The following is a 14,433-nucleotide window of genomic DNA, read 5'->3' as shown; positions in this document are numbered from 1 at the left end:
CCGCAATGAGCGACCGGCACCACCATGAGCCCGCGCACGTCCACGACGGTCACGGCGACCACGGCCACGGTCACTCCCACGCGCCGCGAGGGGGTCTCCGCCACCGCCTCGGCCACCTCCTCACACCGCACTCCCACGAGACGGCCGACAAGCTCGACTCCGCTCTGGAGGCCTCGGCGCGGGGCATGCGGGCGCTCTGGGTCTCGCTGGCCGTCCTCGGGGTGACCGCGCTGCTGCAGGCGGTCGTCGTGGTCCTGTCCGGGTCCGTCGCCCTGCTCGGGGACACCGTGCACAACGCGGCCGACGCGCTGACCGCCGTACCGCTCGGCATCGCCTTCGTGCTCGGGCGCCGTGCGGCGAACCGCCGCTTCACCTACGGCTACGGGCGGGCCGAGGATCTCGCGGGGATCGCCATCGTGCTGACGATCACCGCGTCGGCCGCCTTCGCCGCGTGGACCGCGGTGGAACGACTGCTGGATCCGCGGCCGGTCGCGCACCTGCCGGCGGTCGCGGTGGCCGCGCTGGTCGGCTTCGCCGGCAACGAGTGGGTGGCCCGGTACCGGATCCGGGTGGGCCGGGAGATCGGCTCGGCGGCGCTGGTGGCCGACGGGCTGCACGCCCGTACCGACGGATTCACCTCGCTGGCCGTGCTGGTGGGGGCGGGCGGGGCGGCGCTGGGCTGGCGACTCGCCGACCCGCTGGTGGGGTTGGCGATCACCGCGGCGATCGCACTGGTGCTGCGGGACGCGGCCCGTGAGGTGTTCCGGCGGGTGATGGACGCCGTGGACCCGGAGTTGGTGGACCGGGCCGAGCGGGCGCTGCGCGAGGTGCCGGGGGTGCGGTCGGTGGGTGAGTTGCGGCTGCGGTGGATCGGGCACCGGCTGCGGGCCGAGGTCGCGGTCGTGGTCGACGGCGAGGCGACCGTACGGCAGGCGCACGCGGTCGCGGTCGCGGCGGAACACGCGCTGCTGCACGCCGTAGCCGGACTGACGGCGGCTACGGTGCACGCCGATCCGGCACCGGCACCGGGCGAGGCGGACCCGCACCTGGCACTGGCCCACCACGCAACGCCTTAGACGCCCAGGCCCTCCAGCACGACCGCGCCCGGAAGCTGGGTGAACGCCTTGCCCGGGACCAGGAGTTTGCCGCGGCGGCGGCCGCTGCCGACCAGGACGTAGGGCAGGTCGACGACGGCCGAGTCCACCAACAGGGGCCAGTCGCGTGGGAGGCCGATCGGGGTGATGCCGCCGTACTCCATGCCGGTCTCCCCGGTCGCGGTGTCCATCGAGGCGAACGATGCCTTGCGGGCGCCGAGTTGACGGCGTACGACACCGTTGACGTCGACCTTGGTGGTGGACAGGGCCAGACAGGCGGCCAGCGTCGTCTCGCCGCCACGCTTGCCCGCCACCACCACACAGTTGGCCGACCGCTCCAGCAGCTCGTGCCCGTAGTGCTCGACGAAGACCGCGGTGTCCGCCCACCGGGGGTCGGTGTCGACGTAGACGATCTGCTCGGCGGGGACGGCACCGCTCCAGTGGCGTACGGCGTCGGCGACCGGCGCGGTCAGCTCGTCGAGGCAGTCGGGGACGGGGACGGCGGTGGTGAAGTCTCCGATGGGTGCGCGCATGTCCGCACGCTAACAGCCGGTCGACGGAAGGCTCAGACCACCGGCGGGACGGAGACCGTCATCACCATCTCCATCGGCACGTCGCCGGTGTTGCCGTACACATGGGCCGTATCGGCCTCGAAGGAGGCGCTGGCGCCCGTCGGCACGCGGTACTCGGCCCCGTCGACGATGAGGGTCAGTTCACCGGCGGTGACATGGACGATCTCCACAGTGCCGGCCGGGTGGGGTTCCGAGGGACTGCTCTCGCCCGGCATCAGACGCCAGTCCCACATCTCCAGCGGGCCGGGCGCCTCGGTGCCGGCGAGGAGGCGGTTGTAGCTGCCGGCCTCGGTGTGCCACAGCCGTACGGCCTTGTCGACGGGGACGATCTGGACCTTGGGGCCCTGCTCGTAGTCGAGCAGTGTGGTGATGCTGACGCCGAGCGCGTCGCCGATCTTGACGACCGTACCGATGCTCGGGTTGGTGCGGGCCTGCTCGATCTGAATGAGCATGCCACGGCTGACCCCGGCCCGGGCCGCGAGCACGTCGAGGGTGAAGCCGCGCACCGAGCGCCAGTGCTTTACGTTGCGGGCCAGGGACTGGGTCAGCAGGTCGAGGTCCGACACGTTCCGTCCATCGTCGTGAGCATTGCGGTCCAGTATTTTGAATGACAGAGTTCAGCCGAGTGAACTACGGTGGGATGTACCTGATCGTTCACCGAACTGTACTGCGAGGCGGGCCGTGACAGCATTCTTCGCCCTGACCACCAGTCTCCTGTGGGGACTGGCCGACTTCGGCGGCGGGCTGCTCACGCGACGCGCCCCGGCGCTCACCGTGGTCGTCGTCTCGCAGGGGATCGCGGCGGCGGTACTCGGCGTGATCGTGGTGGCCACCGGCGGCTGGAGCGAGGCCGGGCCCCGGCTCTGGTTCGCGTTCGCGGCGGGCCTGGTCGGGCCGGTCGCGCTGTTCTCCTTCTACAAGGCCCTCGCCCTGGGCCCGATGGGTGTGGTCTCCCCGCTGGCCACGCTGAGCGTCGCCGTCCCGGTCGGTGTCGGGCTGATACTCGGCGAGCGTCCGGGGCTGCTCCAGGTCGCCGGTATCGCGGTCGCCGTCACCGGGGTCGTCCTGGCGGGCGGCCCTCAACTGCGCGGCGCGCCCGTCCAGCGTCGGACGATCCTGCTCACCCTGGTCGCGGCGGGCGGCTTCGGCACGGTGTTCGCGCTGATCGCGGAGGCGTCCACTACGGTCACCGGCCTCTTCCTGGCCCTCTTCGTCCAGCGGCTGACCAGCGTGGCGACGGGCGGCGCGGCTTTGTGGTTGTCCGTGCGGCACGGCGCGCCGGCGCTGCCGGAGGGCGGCTTCGACTGGTCCACGGTCCCGGCGCTGGGCTTCGTCGGTCTCGCCGACGTCGCCGCCAACGGCACGTACTCGGTGGCCGCCCAGCACGGCCCGGTCACCGTCGCCGCGGTGCTCGCCTCGCTCTACCCGGTGGTCACCGCGCTGGCGGCCCGCGGTTTCCTCAGCGAGCGCCTTCGGGCCGTCCAGGCGGCGGGAGCGGGGCTGGCGCTGGTGGGGACGCTGCTGCTCGCCACCGGCTGAGTCAGTTCTCGCTCTCCAGGGCGGCGAGCCGCGCCACACCCTCCTCGTCAAGCTCCGCCAGGGCGCGCAGTTGCTCCGGGGTCATGCCCTCCGGTATCGGCACCGGCGCGGGCGTGCGCAGCGGGGGCTGCCAGCCGGTCTCGGGGGTCCAGCGGCGTACGACCCGGGCGGGCGCGCCGGCCACCACGGCGTGGTCGGGCACCGTACCCCGCACCACCGCGCCGGCGGCCACCACCACGTTCCGGCCGATCCGCGCGCCCGGCAGGATCACCGCCCCGGTGCCGATCCAGCAGCCGGGGCCGATCTCCACGGGCTCCATGCGGGGCCACTGTTTGCCGATGGGCTGGTGCGGGTCGTCGTAGGAGTGGTTGGTGGAGGTGACGTAGACGTACGGGCCGAAGTAGCAGTCGCTGCCGATGGTGACGGTCGTGTCGGCGATCACATGGCTGCCGCGGCCCAGGACGACCCCGTCGCCTATGCGCAGGATCGGGTCCGGGCCGAGGTCGAGGTCGGGCATCAGACCCGCGGTGAGGGTGACCTGTTCGCCGACGATGCAGTGGGAGCCGAGGTGGATCCACGGGTCGCCGAAGACCGTGCCCAGCGGGAAGGCGAGGCGGGTGGCTTCGCCGATCGCGCCGAAGTGGAAGCGGCCGGGGTGGTCAGCGGTGACGGAGCCCGTGCGCTGCACCCAGGCCCAGGCCGCGTGCACCGCCCGCTGGGCAAGGCGGCGGCACCAGGACGAGAACGTGTTCTTGGGCTTCGGCACGGGGTCACGGTACGCGGAGGGGGCCCCCGACAAGAGGGCGTGCTGCTGTGATCTTCGCCCCAAGGGGTGAGCTAGGTTTCCGTGGACAACGATGACGACGGGAGACCGTGATGACGCAGAAAGCGCTGATCGTGGGGATCGGCGGGCGGGAGCCGAAGATCGAGGACGACGTGTTCGTGGCGCCGACCGCCTCGGTGATCGGGGACGTGACGCTGAAGGCCGGGGCGAGTGTCTGGTACGGCGCGGTGGTCCGGGGGGACGTCGAGCGGATCGTCGTGGGGGCTCAGGCGAACGTGCAGGACAACGTGACGCTGCACGCCGATCCGGGGTTTCCGGTGCGTGTGGGTGAACGGGTGTCCATCGGGCACAACGCGGTGGTGCACGGGGCGACTGTCGAGGACGACTGCCTTGTCGGGATGGGGGCGACGGTGCTGAACGGGGCCGTGATCGGCGCCGGGTCACTGGTGGCCGCGCAGGCGTTGGTGCCGCAGGGGATGGTGGTGCCGGCGGGGTCGCTGGTGGCGGGGGTGCCGGCCAAAGTGCGGCGCGAGCTGAGCGAGGAGGAACGGCAGGGGGTGACCCTTAACGGGACCTTGTATGCGGAGTTGGCCAAGGCGCATCGCGGGGTGCACGAGTAGGTTCGGGGGCGGGTGCGGCGTTGTGGGGGCTGGTCGCGCCCATGCGGCGGAGCCGCACATTGATACAGCCCGCGCCCCCAAGGGGCGCGCCTCACTCCCCGGCGCCGACCGGTTCCGCTTCCTCTTGCGTCGCCTCAACCTTGCTCGCCTTGCGCTTGACGATCAGCATCGACGCCAGGCCCACCAGGACCGCCAGTGCCAGCCCAAGGTACGAGAACCTCTTCAGCCAGTCCTCCGCGACGATGCCCACGTAGTAGACCACCGCCGTCGTGCCGCCCGCCCAGCAGATGCCGCCGAGCAGGTTCGCCGTCAGGAACTTCCAGTACGGCATGTGGAGGACGCCCGCCAGCGGACCCGCGAAGATGCGGAGGAGGGCGATGAAGCGGCCGACGAAGACCGCCCACATGCCCCACTTCTCGAAGGAGCGTTCGGCGGTGGCGACATGGCCCTCGCTGAAGTGTCTCGGGAACTTCCGGGCCAGCCAGGCCAGCAGCGGGCGGCCGCCCTTGCGGCCGATCGCGTAGCCGATGGAGTCGCCGATCACCGCACCCGCGGTGGCGCAGGCGCCGAGGACGACCGGGTTGATGCCCGAGTGCTGGGAGGAGAGCAGCGCGGCGGAGACCAGGACGATCTCGCCCGGCAGCGGGATGCCGAGGCTCTCCAGTCCGATGACCAGCGCCACCACGGCGTAGACGGCGACCGCCGGCACCGAGTCGAGCCATTCCTGGACGTGCACCGCCGGATCCTCCCCTGTCGCGTCGTCCGTACCCTTCGAAGGCTACCCGGTCGGCGGGGTACGGCCGCGCCTGCGGCACCGGCCCGCCCCCCGGCCTTCGGTTTTCGGACATCCGGGTGTCATACGGGACGGGAAGGCTCCCCAGCGGTCCCGCACGCCTGCGGTCCCGCTCGCCTGCGGCTCCCCACCGCGGCCCGCCGTGGAAGGACAACGTCCCCGTGTCCTCACTGTCGTCACTGTCCTCGTCCTGCTCCGACGCGCCTGTGCGTGCCCTGCCGACGCCGTCGATGGCGGGCCGGCCGCTCCGGCTCGCCCTCTGTCTGTCCCCGCTGCTCATCGCGGCGGTCTGGGGGCTGACCAACCAGTCCCTGCTGTACGAGGGGGTCGGCCGGCTCGCTCGCGCCGAGCCCGCGTGGCTGCTGGCGGCGGGCGGGCTCACCTGCCTGACCTGGGTGGTGGCCGCCTCCATGCGGCAGGGTGCCGTGCCCGACCGGCTGCCACCGGGGCTGCTGCTTGCCTCGCAGTTCGCCGCCGGAGCCGCCAACCACGCGCTGCCCGGCGGACTGGGCGCGCACGCCGTCACGGTGCGCTTCCTGCGCGCCCGGGGGATCGCCCTGGACCGGGCCACCGCCTCGATCGCCCTGTACTCGGTGGCCAAGTCGGGTGCGAAGACGGTCGTGCTCATCGGGTTCCTGCTGTCCTCGTCCGCCTGGCGGCGGCTGGGCGAGCTGGTCCCGGACGGCGTGGTGCTGATCCCGGTCGCCGCCGTGCTCACCCTGGTGGGCGTGGCCATGGTCGTCGTACGGCCGCTGCGGCGGCCGATCACCGGGCTGGTGCGGTGTGCGCTCACCGATGCCCGGACGGTGCACGCCCGGCCCTCCCGGGTGCTGGCCCTGTGGGGCGGGGCCACGGCGATGCCGCTGGTGCAGGCGAGTGTGCTGGCCTGCACCGGGGAGGCGCTCGGACTCGGGCTGTCGTGGGCGGAGGTGACCCTGGCGTATCTGGCGGCGGGCACCGCCGGGGGAGCCGTACCGGCGCCCGGCGGGATCGCGGTGGACGCGGCGCTGGTGTTCACTCTGGCCGCGTTCGGCTCCCCGGTCGCGGTGGCCACCGCGACCGTGATCGGATACCGCGTCCTGACCGACTGGGTGCCGCTGCTGCCGGGCGCCCTGGTGCTCTCGGCGATGATCCGCGCGAAGGTGCTCTGACTTCAGTTGCGGTGGGCGACCACGCGGTAGGCGTTGGAGACGCGCAGGCGGTGCGAGAGCGGCCGTACGGCGAAGCGGTCCGCGAGCGTGCCGGCGATCAGGGCCGGGATGCCGGCCAGGAGCAGGGCGGCGCGTGCCGTCTTCCGGAGGGCGCCCGGCGGGCGGGGCAGCCAGGGGGCGTCCTCGGGCGGGGCGGTGTGGTCCAGGGCGAGCCAGACGGCGGCCAGCAGGTCGACCGGGTCGTGCGCCTCGGCGTGCTGTTCCGCGACCACCGTGAAGCCCAGGTCGGTGAGGCGGGCACGGAGGTTGGCGACGGGGATGAAGTGCAGGTGCTGCGGCTGGAGCCAGGGCAGCCACCAGCGGCCGAGGAGCCGGGCGTAGCGGCTCTCCGGGTCGGGGACCTCGATGAGGAGGTGGCCGCCGGGGCGTACCGCCTGGTGGGCGGCGCGCAGTTCACTGTCGGGGTCGGTGCTGTGCTCCAGGTAGTGGAACATGCTGACCACGTCGTAGCCGGCGGTGAGGTCGGGGGCCAGTTCCGGGAAGGCGCCCCGGTAGGCGCGCTCCACCCGGCCCTCGCGGGCGGCCAGCTCGACGCCGTCGGTGAAGTCGAGGCCGTCGAAGGCGGTGCCGGGCAGGACCTCGCGGGCGGCCTCGCAGAAGTGGCCGTGTCCGGTGCCGACGTCGAGCCAGTTCTTGGGGGTGGCGTCGTGCGGGAGCATGGACTCGGCGCGGCCCTGGTACATCTTGGTGCGGCCGCCGAAGGTCCCGCTCATCTTCCGTTCGCCGAGGCCGTCGTAGAAGTCGCGGTAGTAGAACTCCAGGCCGGTCCCGTTCAGGCGCGGGTTCTGGAAGGTGTGCCCGCACTCCTGGCAGCGGTCCAGGACGAAGCGGCCGGGCTTGTGCTGGAGCAGGTCGGTGGTGCGCAGCCGGGTGGTCAGCCGGTCGGAGTGGCACCAGGGGCAGGTGGTGCGGCGGGGTTCGAAGAAGCGGTCGACGCCGTCGGCCAGGTCCCGCTGGTAGGCGGAGCGCAGCGCCTCGATGTCACTCTGCTTGCTCATCGGGTCTCCTGAATCGCGAGTCGACTGCCAGGTCTTCCAGGTGGGATGCGGCGACCGGTGCACCGCCCGCGGCGCGGAACGCGGCGCGTATCCGGGCCGCCGCGGTGCGCGGGCCGGGCTCGTACAGGACGGTGTCGAGGGCCTCGCCCAGCCGCTGGCCGGTGACCCTGCCGAATCTGACCCGGATGCCCGCGCCCGCGTCGACGACCTGTCCGGCGATCACCGGCTGGTCGTCCCGAATGGGGGCGACGATCAGCGGGACGCCGTGCCACAGGGCCTCGCACACGGTGTTGTGCCCGGCATGGCAGATGACCGCGTCGACCCGTTCCAGGAGCGCGAGCTGGGGCAGGAAGGGCAGGATCAGGAGGTCCTTGTCGTCGGTCGCGGGGGGCAGGGTGCCTCCGGGGTCGGCCACCAGCGCCTGGACCCGGTGGGCCCGTTCGCGTACGGCGGCCACGCACTCGGCCAGGAACCGTCCGCCGACGTCCGCGTTGGCGGTGCCGAGGGAGACGAGGACCCGCTCCCGGCTCGGGTCCAGCCACTCCCAGGGGAAGCCGTCGGCCACCGGCCGCTCCGAGATCGAGGGGCCGACGAAACGGATCGTCATCTGGTCGGTGGCACCGGCGAGTTCGGGGGTGGTGAAGGCGAGCGTAAGGTGCGGCGAGAAGCGCGGGTCCGCTGTGCCGGCCGGGTCGCCGATGCGGTCCCGGAGTTCCGCGAGCCGGGCCCGGAGCCATTCGGCGACCTTGGGGATGCCGTCGTAGGCGCCGCCGAACTCGGCGGAGGTGGTCGCGGAGGTCGCCCAGGGCAGGCCGAGCCGCTCGGCCACCAGGGCGCCGGCGAAGGCCTGTTGGTCGGCGACCACGACATCGGGGCGGAAGTCGTCGACGGCCGCCCGGACGCCGGGCGCCATCGCCTCCGCGAGCGGCACCAGGAACCACTCCCACAGGAACTTCAGCGCCTCCGCGCCGCGCAGGTCCGCGGGCCGTTCGCCCTCGGCCACGCCGGCGCACGGGAACACCCGTGCCTGGGGTCCCGCCAGCCGGCGCAGCAGCCCGGCGTCGGGGCAGACCCAGGCCACCCGGTGTCCGCGCGCGGTGAGTTGGGCCGCGACGCCGACGGCCGGGTTGATGTGCCCGACCAGGGGCGGTACGACGAAGAGGAAGCCGCTCATCGGACGCCGGCCGCCCGCGCCTCGCTGACCGAGTGGATCAGCTCCATGATGTGTCCGCCGACCGTGCCGGCCGCCTCGACCAGCACGGAGTGCTCGTGTCCGGGCAGTACCACCGACCGGAAGTCCGCCAGCAGGGCCTCCTTCAGCGGGACCACCTCCACCAGGTCCGAGTCACCGCCGTACACGCCGAGGACCGGGCAGCGTACGGCGCTGATCTGCTCCTCGGTGAGGACCCGGCTGGCGGGGATGTCGCGGCCGAGGCTGGTCTCGCGGGCGAGCCGGGCCGCGCCCCTGGCCAGGCGGGCGGTGTTGTGGCCGCGGTTCGAGGTGATCCAGGCGATGGCGTCCGACTCGTTGTGGGCGAGTTCGGTGACGACCCGGTGCAGGATGCCGCCGAGCTTGTCCGCCCAGGCGGCGGTGGCGGGTTCGGACTCGATCAGGGTGAGGCTGGCGGCGCGTTCGGGGTGGCGGGCCGCGTAGCCGAAGGCGATGGTGCCGCCGTAGGAGTTGCCGACGAGATGGACCGGGCCGGTGATCGACAGCCGGTCGAGCAGGGCCTCCAGGTCGTCGATGTTGTGGTCGAGGGTGTAGCCGCCCGACGGGCGTCCGCTGCGTCCGTGGCCGCGCAGGTCGTACATGACCACGTCCAGGCCGGACACGGCGAAGGCGGGCGCCACGGTGAAGTAGTAGCTGGCGAGGCTGTCGGTGAGCAGCCCGTGCACCAGGACCACGGTGGCGACCGGGGTACGGCCCTCCCCCGGCCCCATTCTCTGCACATGCAGCCGGATGTCTCCGGTGTCGACGATCGCCATGGCTCAGCCAACCTCCGTGGCCTTCAGGCTCCACACGACGTACTCCACCAGCCGGCCGACGGTCAGCCCGATGATCTCGTCGAACTCCATCCCGGCCAGGAACTCGGCGAAGTTGACCCGTTTCCCGTACCGCTCCTCCAGGAGTCCGGCGAGGGTGACCAGGTCGATGCTCTCCAGCTCCAGGTCGCGGTTGAAGGTGGTGCTCATGCCGATCTCGGCGTCGTCGTCGCCGTACTCCTCCAGGAGGGTGCGGAGCATCCGGGTGAGGTCGGCGAGCACAGCCTCCTCGTCGGCGCGGACTTCGGGCTGGGCCGGATTCATCGCGGGTCCTCCTCTGGGTCTGCGGCTGCCGGTCCGGTCGTCCAGGCCACGACGTAGTCGCGGTCCGGCAGTGCGGGGGGATTGCGGACCGGCGCGCAGTGCACCGGGTAGGCGCGTTCCAGCCGGCCCGAGACCAGCAGCCGGCTGCCGTGCGGGTCCGCCTCCAGGACGGCGAAGTCCCTCGGGCGACCGTCGAATCCGGTGCCCTCCGCCTTGGCGACGGCCTCCTTGGCGGCCCAGAACCGGGTGAACCACAGCGCTGTGGAGCCGGTTCCGGCGAGTCCGTGCAGCAGGCGCAGTTCGTTCGCGCCGAGGGCGGCCTCCATCGCGGCCGGGTCGCGTTCGGTGACCTCTTCGATGTCGATGCCCGGGCCGGGTCCGGGCCGGTGCGGTCGTACGATCGCCACGGCCGCCTCGGCCCGGTGGGCGAGGGAGACATCCAGCGCGGGCAGGGTGCGGCCATGCACACCGGTCACGAAGGGACGTCCCAACTCGTCGTTCTGGAGCCGGAGTTCGGCGGGAAAGACGGGCCCCTCGCCGTGCTGCCAGAGCCACTGCCGTACCGCGTCCTTGGCGGCGATCCGGCCGAGCAGCCACTGTCTGCGGCCGCGCGGAGCGTGCTCGGCGTACCGCATACGCTCCACTCCGCCGAGGGAGTTGCGCATGATCAGCTCACGGGAGGCGAGGTCCGGCCAGCGTTCGTGGAGCAGTGCCCAGCCGCCGGGTTGCGCCTCGGAGAGGGTGTTGCGGTCAGGGAAGCGCTCGACCGGGCGGGTCTGCGGGTCGTTGTCGAAGCGCCGGTCCTGCCAGCCCCCGATGCGGGCCCACACCCGGTCCTCGACGGTCAGCTCCACGTCCGCCTCCAGGACGGTGTCGGTGAGCGAGGTGATCCGCACCAGGCAGCCGACCTCGGTGCCGGGCGCGGGGTGGGGGCCGTGGAAGCGGATCTCCCGCATCCCCACCGGGAAGACGACGGTCCGCTCGGTGCGGGTGGCCATGATCCAGTAGCCGAGGATCTGGCCGACGTTGTCGAGCAGGGCGCCCGGGGCGGCGGGCGTGGTGATCACTCCGCTGACGTGCCGGTCGCCGATCGCGGTGAGTTCGGTGACGCCCTGGAACGCCGGGCCGTGGAACATCCAGCGCTCGGAGTAGAGCTGGTCGGCGGTGTGGTCGGGGGCGCGTTCGGGGGCCGGCGGCGGGGTGGGTGCGGCGGGCGGGGGCGCGTAGCCGGGGGCGAGTTCGACCACCGCGCGGGCGGTGGGACCGAAGGTGACCGAGACGCGGCCGGGGCCCTCGGGGGTGACGGTGACCGGGACGTCGACGGGAGGCGTGGCGGTGAGCCAGCGGTCGAAGCGGGCTCCGTGCACGGCCACCGCGCGCAGTCCGGTGGCCTCCTCGGCCGCGTCCGTCATGTGCCGGACGATGGTGGTGGCCGGGACGACCGGCCAACGGTCCTCGATGTCCGGCCAGTCGGGGCGCTGCGGGTAGAAGCAGTGGTCGAGCAGGTGGGGCATGGTGTCCGGGGAGACCCGGACGGTGGTGATCCGGGTCACGGAAGCCGGTCGGGCCGGTGGGGCCGACGGAACCGGTGGAACGGGCAAGGCCGCGGGGACCGGCGCGGTCGGCGTCCGGCGCGCGGAGAGGACGGCCACCGCGGTGTCCGCGGTGTCGCGCAGCAGCGCGTTGAGTTCGGCGGCGGCCGGGATATGGACGGCGAGGTCGTCGAGCGGGGACGGACCGGTGGGCGCGAGCGGCCGCCCCAGCTCCGCGCGGAGTCGATGGAGGACCGCGCCCTCCAGGGACACCAGGGCGCCGTCCAGGTCGAGGCGGACGGGCGGGCGGTGTCGTAACGGCGTGCTCGCGCCGGTCGTTCCGGGGGTGATCGGTACGACGGCCGGTGCGACGGCCGCCCCGGCCGTCCACAAAGCGGTCGCCACGCGCCGGAGTTGGGCGAGGCCGGAGCGGTGCGGGGAGTTGGCGGCGACGGCGAGGTGGTCGCGGTCGCCGAGGGTGTCGGCGATGAGGGAGGCGAGCTGGCCGGGGCCGGTCTGGACGAAGGTGCGGTGCCCGGCGGCGTACAGCGCCTCGACCAGCTGCCGGAACCGGACCGGCTCCAGCAGGTGCCGGAGGAACAGCTCGCGCACCTCCGCCTCGGCCTGCGGGAAGGGGGCCGCGGTGGTGCCGGACCAGACCGGCACGGTCGGCCGGTGCAGCCGGAAGCGTTCGGCGGCCGCCTTGATGGGCGTCAGGTACGGCTCCAGCATCGGCGTGTGGAAACCCGACCGGAACGGCAGCACCTGGCACAGCACCCCGTCGGCGCGGAAGGCGCGGACGAACTCCTCGACGGCCCGGTCCGGACCGCAGACCATCGACTGGCCCGGCGCGTTGTCGTGGGAGAGGACGATCCCGGCGTCCGCCCAGTCGTCGTCCAGGGCGGCCAGGACCCGCCCGGCGGGGGCGCCTACGGCGGCGAAGGCGAGGCCCGGGACGGTGACCGCGTCCGGGTCGAACTCGGCCATGAAAGCGTCCACCTGGTCAGCGGAGTAGAGCCCGGCGGCCACCATCGCCGTCCACTCGCCGACGCTGTGCCCGGCGACCGCGTCCGGGACCACACCCATCCGGCGCAGCGCGCTGTCCAGAAGCCGCCCCACGCCGACGACACCGAACCCATGACGGCCTACGTCACCGATCCGTACGTCCTGAGCGGCGGAGCCGGTGACGGTGGGGAGGCCGAAATGTGTGGCGATGTCGTCGACGCGGGGAGTGAACTCGCCTTCCAGACCGGGGAAGACGAAGACGAGCTTGCCGGTGTCGAGGAGCGGGGCGGGCCGGAACCACACGTCGTTGCGGCCCTGCCAGGCCCGTCCCTTGCCGACCGCGCGGCGGGCGAGGGCGAGCCGTCTGGCGGTGGGGTCGACGATGCCCAGACGGGCCGGACCGGCCTCCGGGTGGGCGCGGTCGGGGGCGAGACCGGCGACGAGGACGGCGGAGTCGTCGGCGGCGAGGGCGGCGGCGAGCTGTTCGGGGGTGCGGGCGGCGAGGAGGAGGATGCGCTCGGGCTCGGTGACCGTCGTGACGTGCGCGGCGGCGGCGGCACGCCCGCCGGGTGCCTCCTCCAGCACCACATGGGCGTTGATCCCGCCGAACCCGAAGGCGTTCACCCCGGCCCGGCGCACCGGCTGGTCGGGGGTGGTCTCCCAGGGCTCGGCCCGGTCCAGGGTGCGGAACCGGGTGTCCGCGAGTGCCGGGTGCGGGTCGTCGCAGTGCAGGGTGGGCAGCAGGGTGGCGTGATGCAGGGCGAGAGCCGCCTTGACCAGGCCGGCGACTCCGGCGGCCGGCATGGTGTGGCCGATCATCGACTTCACGGAGCCGAGCACCGCGCGTTCCTCGGCCGGTCCGAACACCTCGGTGAGGGTGGTGAGTTCGGCACCGTCGCCCGCCGGGGTGGCCGTGCCGTGCGCCTCCAGGAGCCCGACGGAGTGCGGTGCGGTGGGGTCGAGACCGGCGGCCCGCCAGGCCTGGCGTACGGCGTGCGCCTGGCCGCCGGGGTCTGGATTGACGAGTCCCGCGGTACGGCCGTCGCTGGCCACGCCCGTACCGCGGATCACGGCGTAGACGCGGTCGCCGTCGCGTTCGGCGTCGGCGAGGCGCTTGAGGACGACGACACCGGTGCCCTCGCCGATGAGGATGCCGTCGGCCTCGCGGTGGAAGGGGCGGATGCGCTGGCTCGGGGAGAGCGCGCGCAGCTGGGAGAAGACGCTCCACAGGGTGATGTCGTGGCAGTGGTGCACTCCCCCGGCCAGCATCAGGTCGCAGCGCCCGGCGGCCAGTTCGGTGACCGCCTGGTCGACGGCGACCAGCGAGGAGGCGCAGGCCGCGTCCACGGTGTAGGCGGGGCCGCGCAGGTCGAGGCGGTTGGCGATCCGGGAGGCGGCGAGGTTGGGCACCAGGCCGATCGCCGACTCGGGGCTGGCCGGCCCGAGTCGCTCGGTGAACGCCTCCCGCACCCGGGCCAGTTGGCCGGGGGTAAGATCCGGCACCAACTCGCCCAGGGTCCGCACGAGTTGCCCCGCCGTCCGGACCCGCTGGTCGAGCCGGACCAGGCCGGGCGTGAGATAGCCGCCCCGGCCGAGGACCACGCCGATCCGGTGCCGGTCGGGCAGCCTGTCCTCGCCGCCGGCGTCGGCGATCGCGGCGGCGGCCACGTCCAGGGCGATCAGCTGGTCGGGCTCGGTGCCGTCGACCGAGCTCGGCATGATGCCGTACCGGGTGACCTCCACCTCGGCGAGGCCGTCCACGAAGCCGCCGCGCCGGCAGTACACCTGGTCGGGGACGGCGGGCCCGGTCGCCGAGCCGGGCCGATAGTAGTCCGTGTCCCAGCGCCCCGCGGGCACCTCGCCGATCGCGTCCACGCCGTCGCGCAGGTTTCTCCAGTAGGCGTCGAGGCCGGCGGCACCGGGCAGCAGCACCGCCATGCCCACGATCGCGACCGGTGTCTGGCGGTCGTCGGTCATG

The 14,433-nt window shown here is 73.2% G+C and carries 13 protein-coding genes; 4 read left to right on the top strand and 9 right to left on the bottom strand.

What is annotated here, in order from left to right; all coding sequences use genetic code 11:
• The first annotated feature begins 5 nt into the window (after window positions 1–5).
• Entirely contained in the window at window positions 6–1,076 is a 1,071-nt protein-coding gene (locus ABTY98_RS19480) for a cation diffusion facilitator family transporter (protein ID WP_352222150.1), read from the top strand.
• Here the strand turns inward: ABTY98_RS19480 and ABTY98_RS19475 are convergent.
• Window positions 1,073–1,627: a YbaK/EbsC family protein gene (locus ABTY98_RS19475; RefSeq protein WP_352222149.1), complete on the bottom strand. Its 555-nt coding sequence runs from the start codon at window positions 1,625–1,627 to the stop codon at window positions 1,073–1,075. The genes ABTY98_RS19480 and ABTY98_RS19475 overlap by 4 nt on opposite strands.
• A gap of 32 nt (window positions 1,628–1,659) precedes the next feature.
• Window positions 1,660–2,232, bottom strand: coding sequence for a helix-turn-helix domain-containing protein (locus ABTY98_RS19470; RefSeq protein WP_352222148.1), 573 nt, complete (start codon window positions 2,230–2,232; stop codon window positions 1,660–1,662).
• Window positions 2,233–2,347: 115 nt separating this feature from the next.
• Between ABTY98_RS19470 and ABTY98_RS19465 the strand changes: the two genes are divergently transcribed.
• Window positions 2,348–3,205 (top strand): EamA family transporter, encoded by an 858-nt coding sequence (locus ABTY98_RS19465; protein ID WP_352222147.1) that lies wholly within the window; start codon window positions 2,348–2,350, stop codon window positions 3,203–3,205.
• A 1-nt stretch (window position 3,206) separates the two neighbouring features.
• Here ABTY98_RS19465 and ABTY98_RS19460 read toward each other — a convergent pair whose 3' ends face one another.
• Window positions 3,207–3,971: an acyltransferase gene (locus tag ABTY98_RS19460; RefSeq protein WP_352222146.1), complete on the bottom strand. Its 765-nt coding sequence runs from the start codon at window positions 3,969–3,971 to the stop codon at window positions 3,207–3,209.
• A gap of 110 nt (window positions 3,972–4,081) precedes the next feature.
• Between ABTY98_RS19460 and ABTY98_RS19455 the strand changes: the two genes are divergently transcribed.
• Window positions 4,082–4,609 carry a gamma carbonic anhydrase family protein gene (locus ABTY98_RS19455; RefSeq protein WP_352222145.1) on the top strand — a complete coding sequence of 176 codons (528 nt, stop codon included), beginning with the start codon at window positions 4,082–4,084 and terminating at the stop codon, window positions 4,607–4,609.
• Window positions 4,610–4,700: 91 nt separating this feature from the next.
• On the opposite strand, the gene ABTY98_RS19450 is transcribed toward ABTY98_RS19455, so the two are convergent.
• Window positions 4,701–5,345: a DedA family protein gene (locus tag ABTY98_RS19450; protein WP_352222144.1), complete on the bottom strand. Its 645-nt coding sequence runs from the start codon at window positions 5,343–5,345 to the stop codon at window positions 4,701–4,703.
• 227 nt (window positions 5,346–5,572) lie between these two features.
• On the opposite strand from ABTY98_RS19450, the gene ABTY98_RS19445 reads away from it, so the two are divergent.
• A complete protein-coding gene (locus tag ABTY98_RS19445) occupies window positions 5,573–6,553 on the top strand; it encodes a lysylphosphatidylglycerol synthase transmembrane domain-containing protein (RefSeq protein WP_502994283.1) in 981 nt (326 codons plus the stop codon).
• Between the two features lie 2 nt (window positions 6,554–6,555).
• Here ABTY98_RS19445 and ABTY98_RS19440 read toward each other — a convergent pair whose 3' ends face one another.
• From ABTY98_RS19440 to ABTY98_RS19420, 5 genes are read right to left on the bottom strand one after another with little or no spacing between them, the layout of a single operon-like run.
• Window positions 6,556–7,611, bottom strand: coding sequence for a class I SAM-dependent methyltransferase (locus ABTY98_RS19440; protein WP_352222142.1), 1,056 nt, complete (start codon window positions 7,609–7,611; stop codon window positions 6,556–6,558).
• Window positions 7,595–8,785: a glycosyltransferase gene (locus ABTY98_RS19435; protein WP_352222141.1), complete on the bottom strand. Its 1,191-nt coding sequence runs from the start codon at window positions 8,783–8,785 to the stop codon at window positions 7,595–7,597. The genes ABTY98_RS19440 and ABTY98_RS19435 overlap by 17 nt, the downstream gene beginning before the upstream one ends.
• Entirely contained in the window at window positions 8,782–9,597 is an 816-nt protein-coding gene (locus ABTY98_RS19430) for an alpha/beta fold hydrolase (protein ID WP_352222140.1), read from the bottom strand. The genes ABTY98_RS19435 and ABTY98_RS19430 overlap by 4 nt, the downstream gene beginning before the upstream one ends.
• 3 nt (window positions 9,598–9,600) lie before the next feature.
• Complete coding sequence (locus tag ABTY98_RS19425) at window positions 9,601–9,918, bottom strand: acyl carrier protein (RefSeq protein ID WP_352222139.1); 318 nt, start codon at window positions 9,916–9,918, stop codon at window positions 9,601–9,603.
• On the bottom strand, window positions 9,915–14,432 hold the full coding sequence (locus ABTY98_RS19420) for a beta-ketoacyl synthase N-terminal-like domain-containing protein (RefSeq protein WP_352222138.1): 4,518 nt from the start codon (window positions 14,430–14,432) through the stop codon (window positions 9,915–9,917). The genes ABTY98_RS19425 and ABTY98_RS19420 overlap by 4 nt, the downstream gene beginning before the upstream one ends.
• Between the last annotated feature and the right edge of the window lies 1 nt (window position 14,433).

Origin of the sequence: Streptomyces sp. NPDC096040, assembly GCF_040303265.1 — a bacterium.
Classification (GTDB): Bacteria; Actinomycetota; Actinomycetes; order Streptomycetales; family Streptomycetaceae; genus Streptomyces.
This window is presented reverse-complemented; position numbering and strand designations above follow the sequence as displayed.

Coding starts and splice junctions, on each gene's coding strand:
- ABTY98_RS19480 (WP_352222150.1), top strand. CDS start 6: ATGAGCGACCGGCACCACCATGAGCCCGCGCACGTCCACGACGGTCAC.
- ABTY98_RS19475 (WP_352222149.1), bottom strand. CDS start 1,627: ATGCGCGCACCCATCGGAGACTTCACCACCGCCGTCCCCGTCCCCGAC.
- ABTY98_RS19455 (WP_352222145.1), top strand. CDS start 4,082: ATGACGCAGAAAGCGCTGATCGTGGGGATCGGCGGGCGGGAGCCGAAG.
- ABTY98_RS19440 (WP_352222142.1), bottom strand. CDS start 7,611: ATGAGCAAGCAGAGTGACATCGAGGCGCTGCGCTCCGCCTACCAGCGG.
- ABTY98_RS19435 (WP_352222141.1), bottom strand. CDS start 8,785: ATGAGCGGCTTCCTCTTCGTCGTACCGCCCCTGGTCGGGCACATCAAC.
- ABTY98_RS19430 (WP_352222140.1), bottom strand. CDS start 9,597: ATGGCGATCGTCGACACCGGAGACATCCGGCTGCATGTGCAGAGAATG.
- ABTY98_RS19425 (WP_352222139.1), bottom strand. CDS start 9,918: ATGAATCCGGCCCAGCCCGAAGTCCGCGCCGACGAGGAGGCTGTGCTC.
- ABTY98_RS19420 (WP_352222138.1), bottom strand. CDS start 14,432: ATGACCGACGACCGCCAGACACCGGTCGCGATCGTGGGCATGGCGGTG.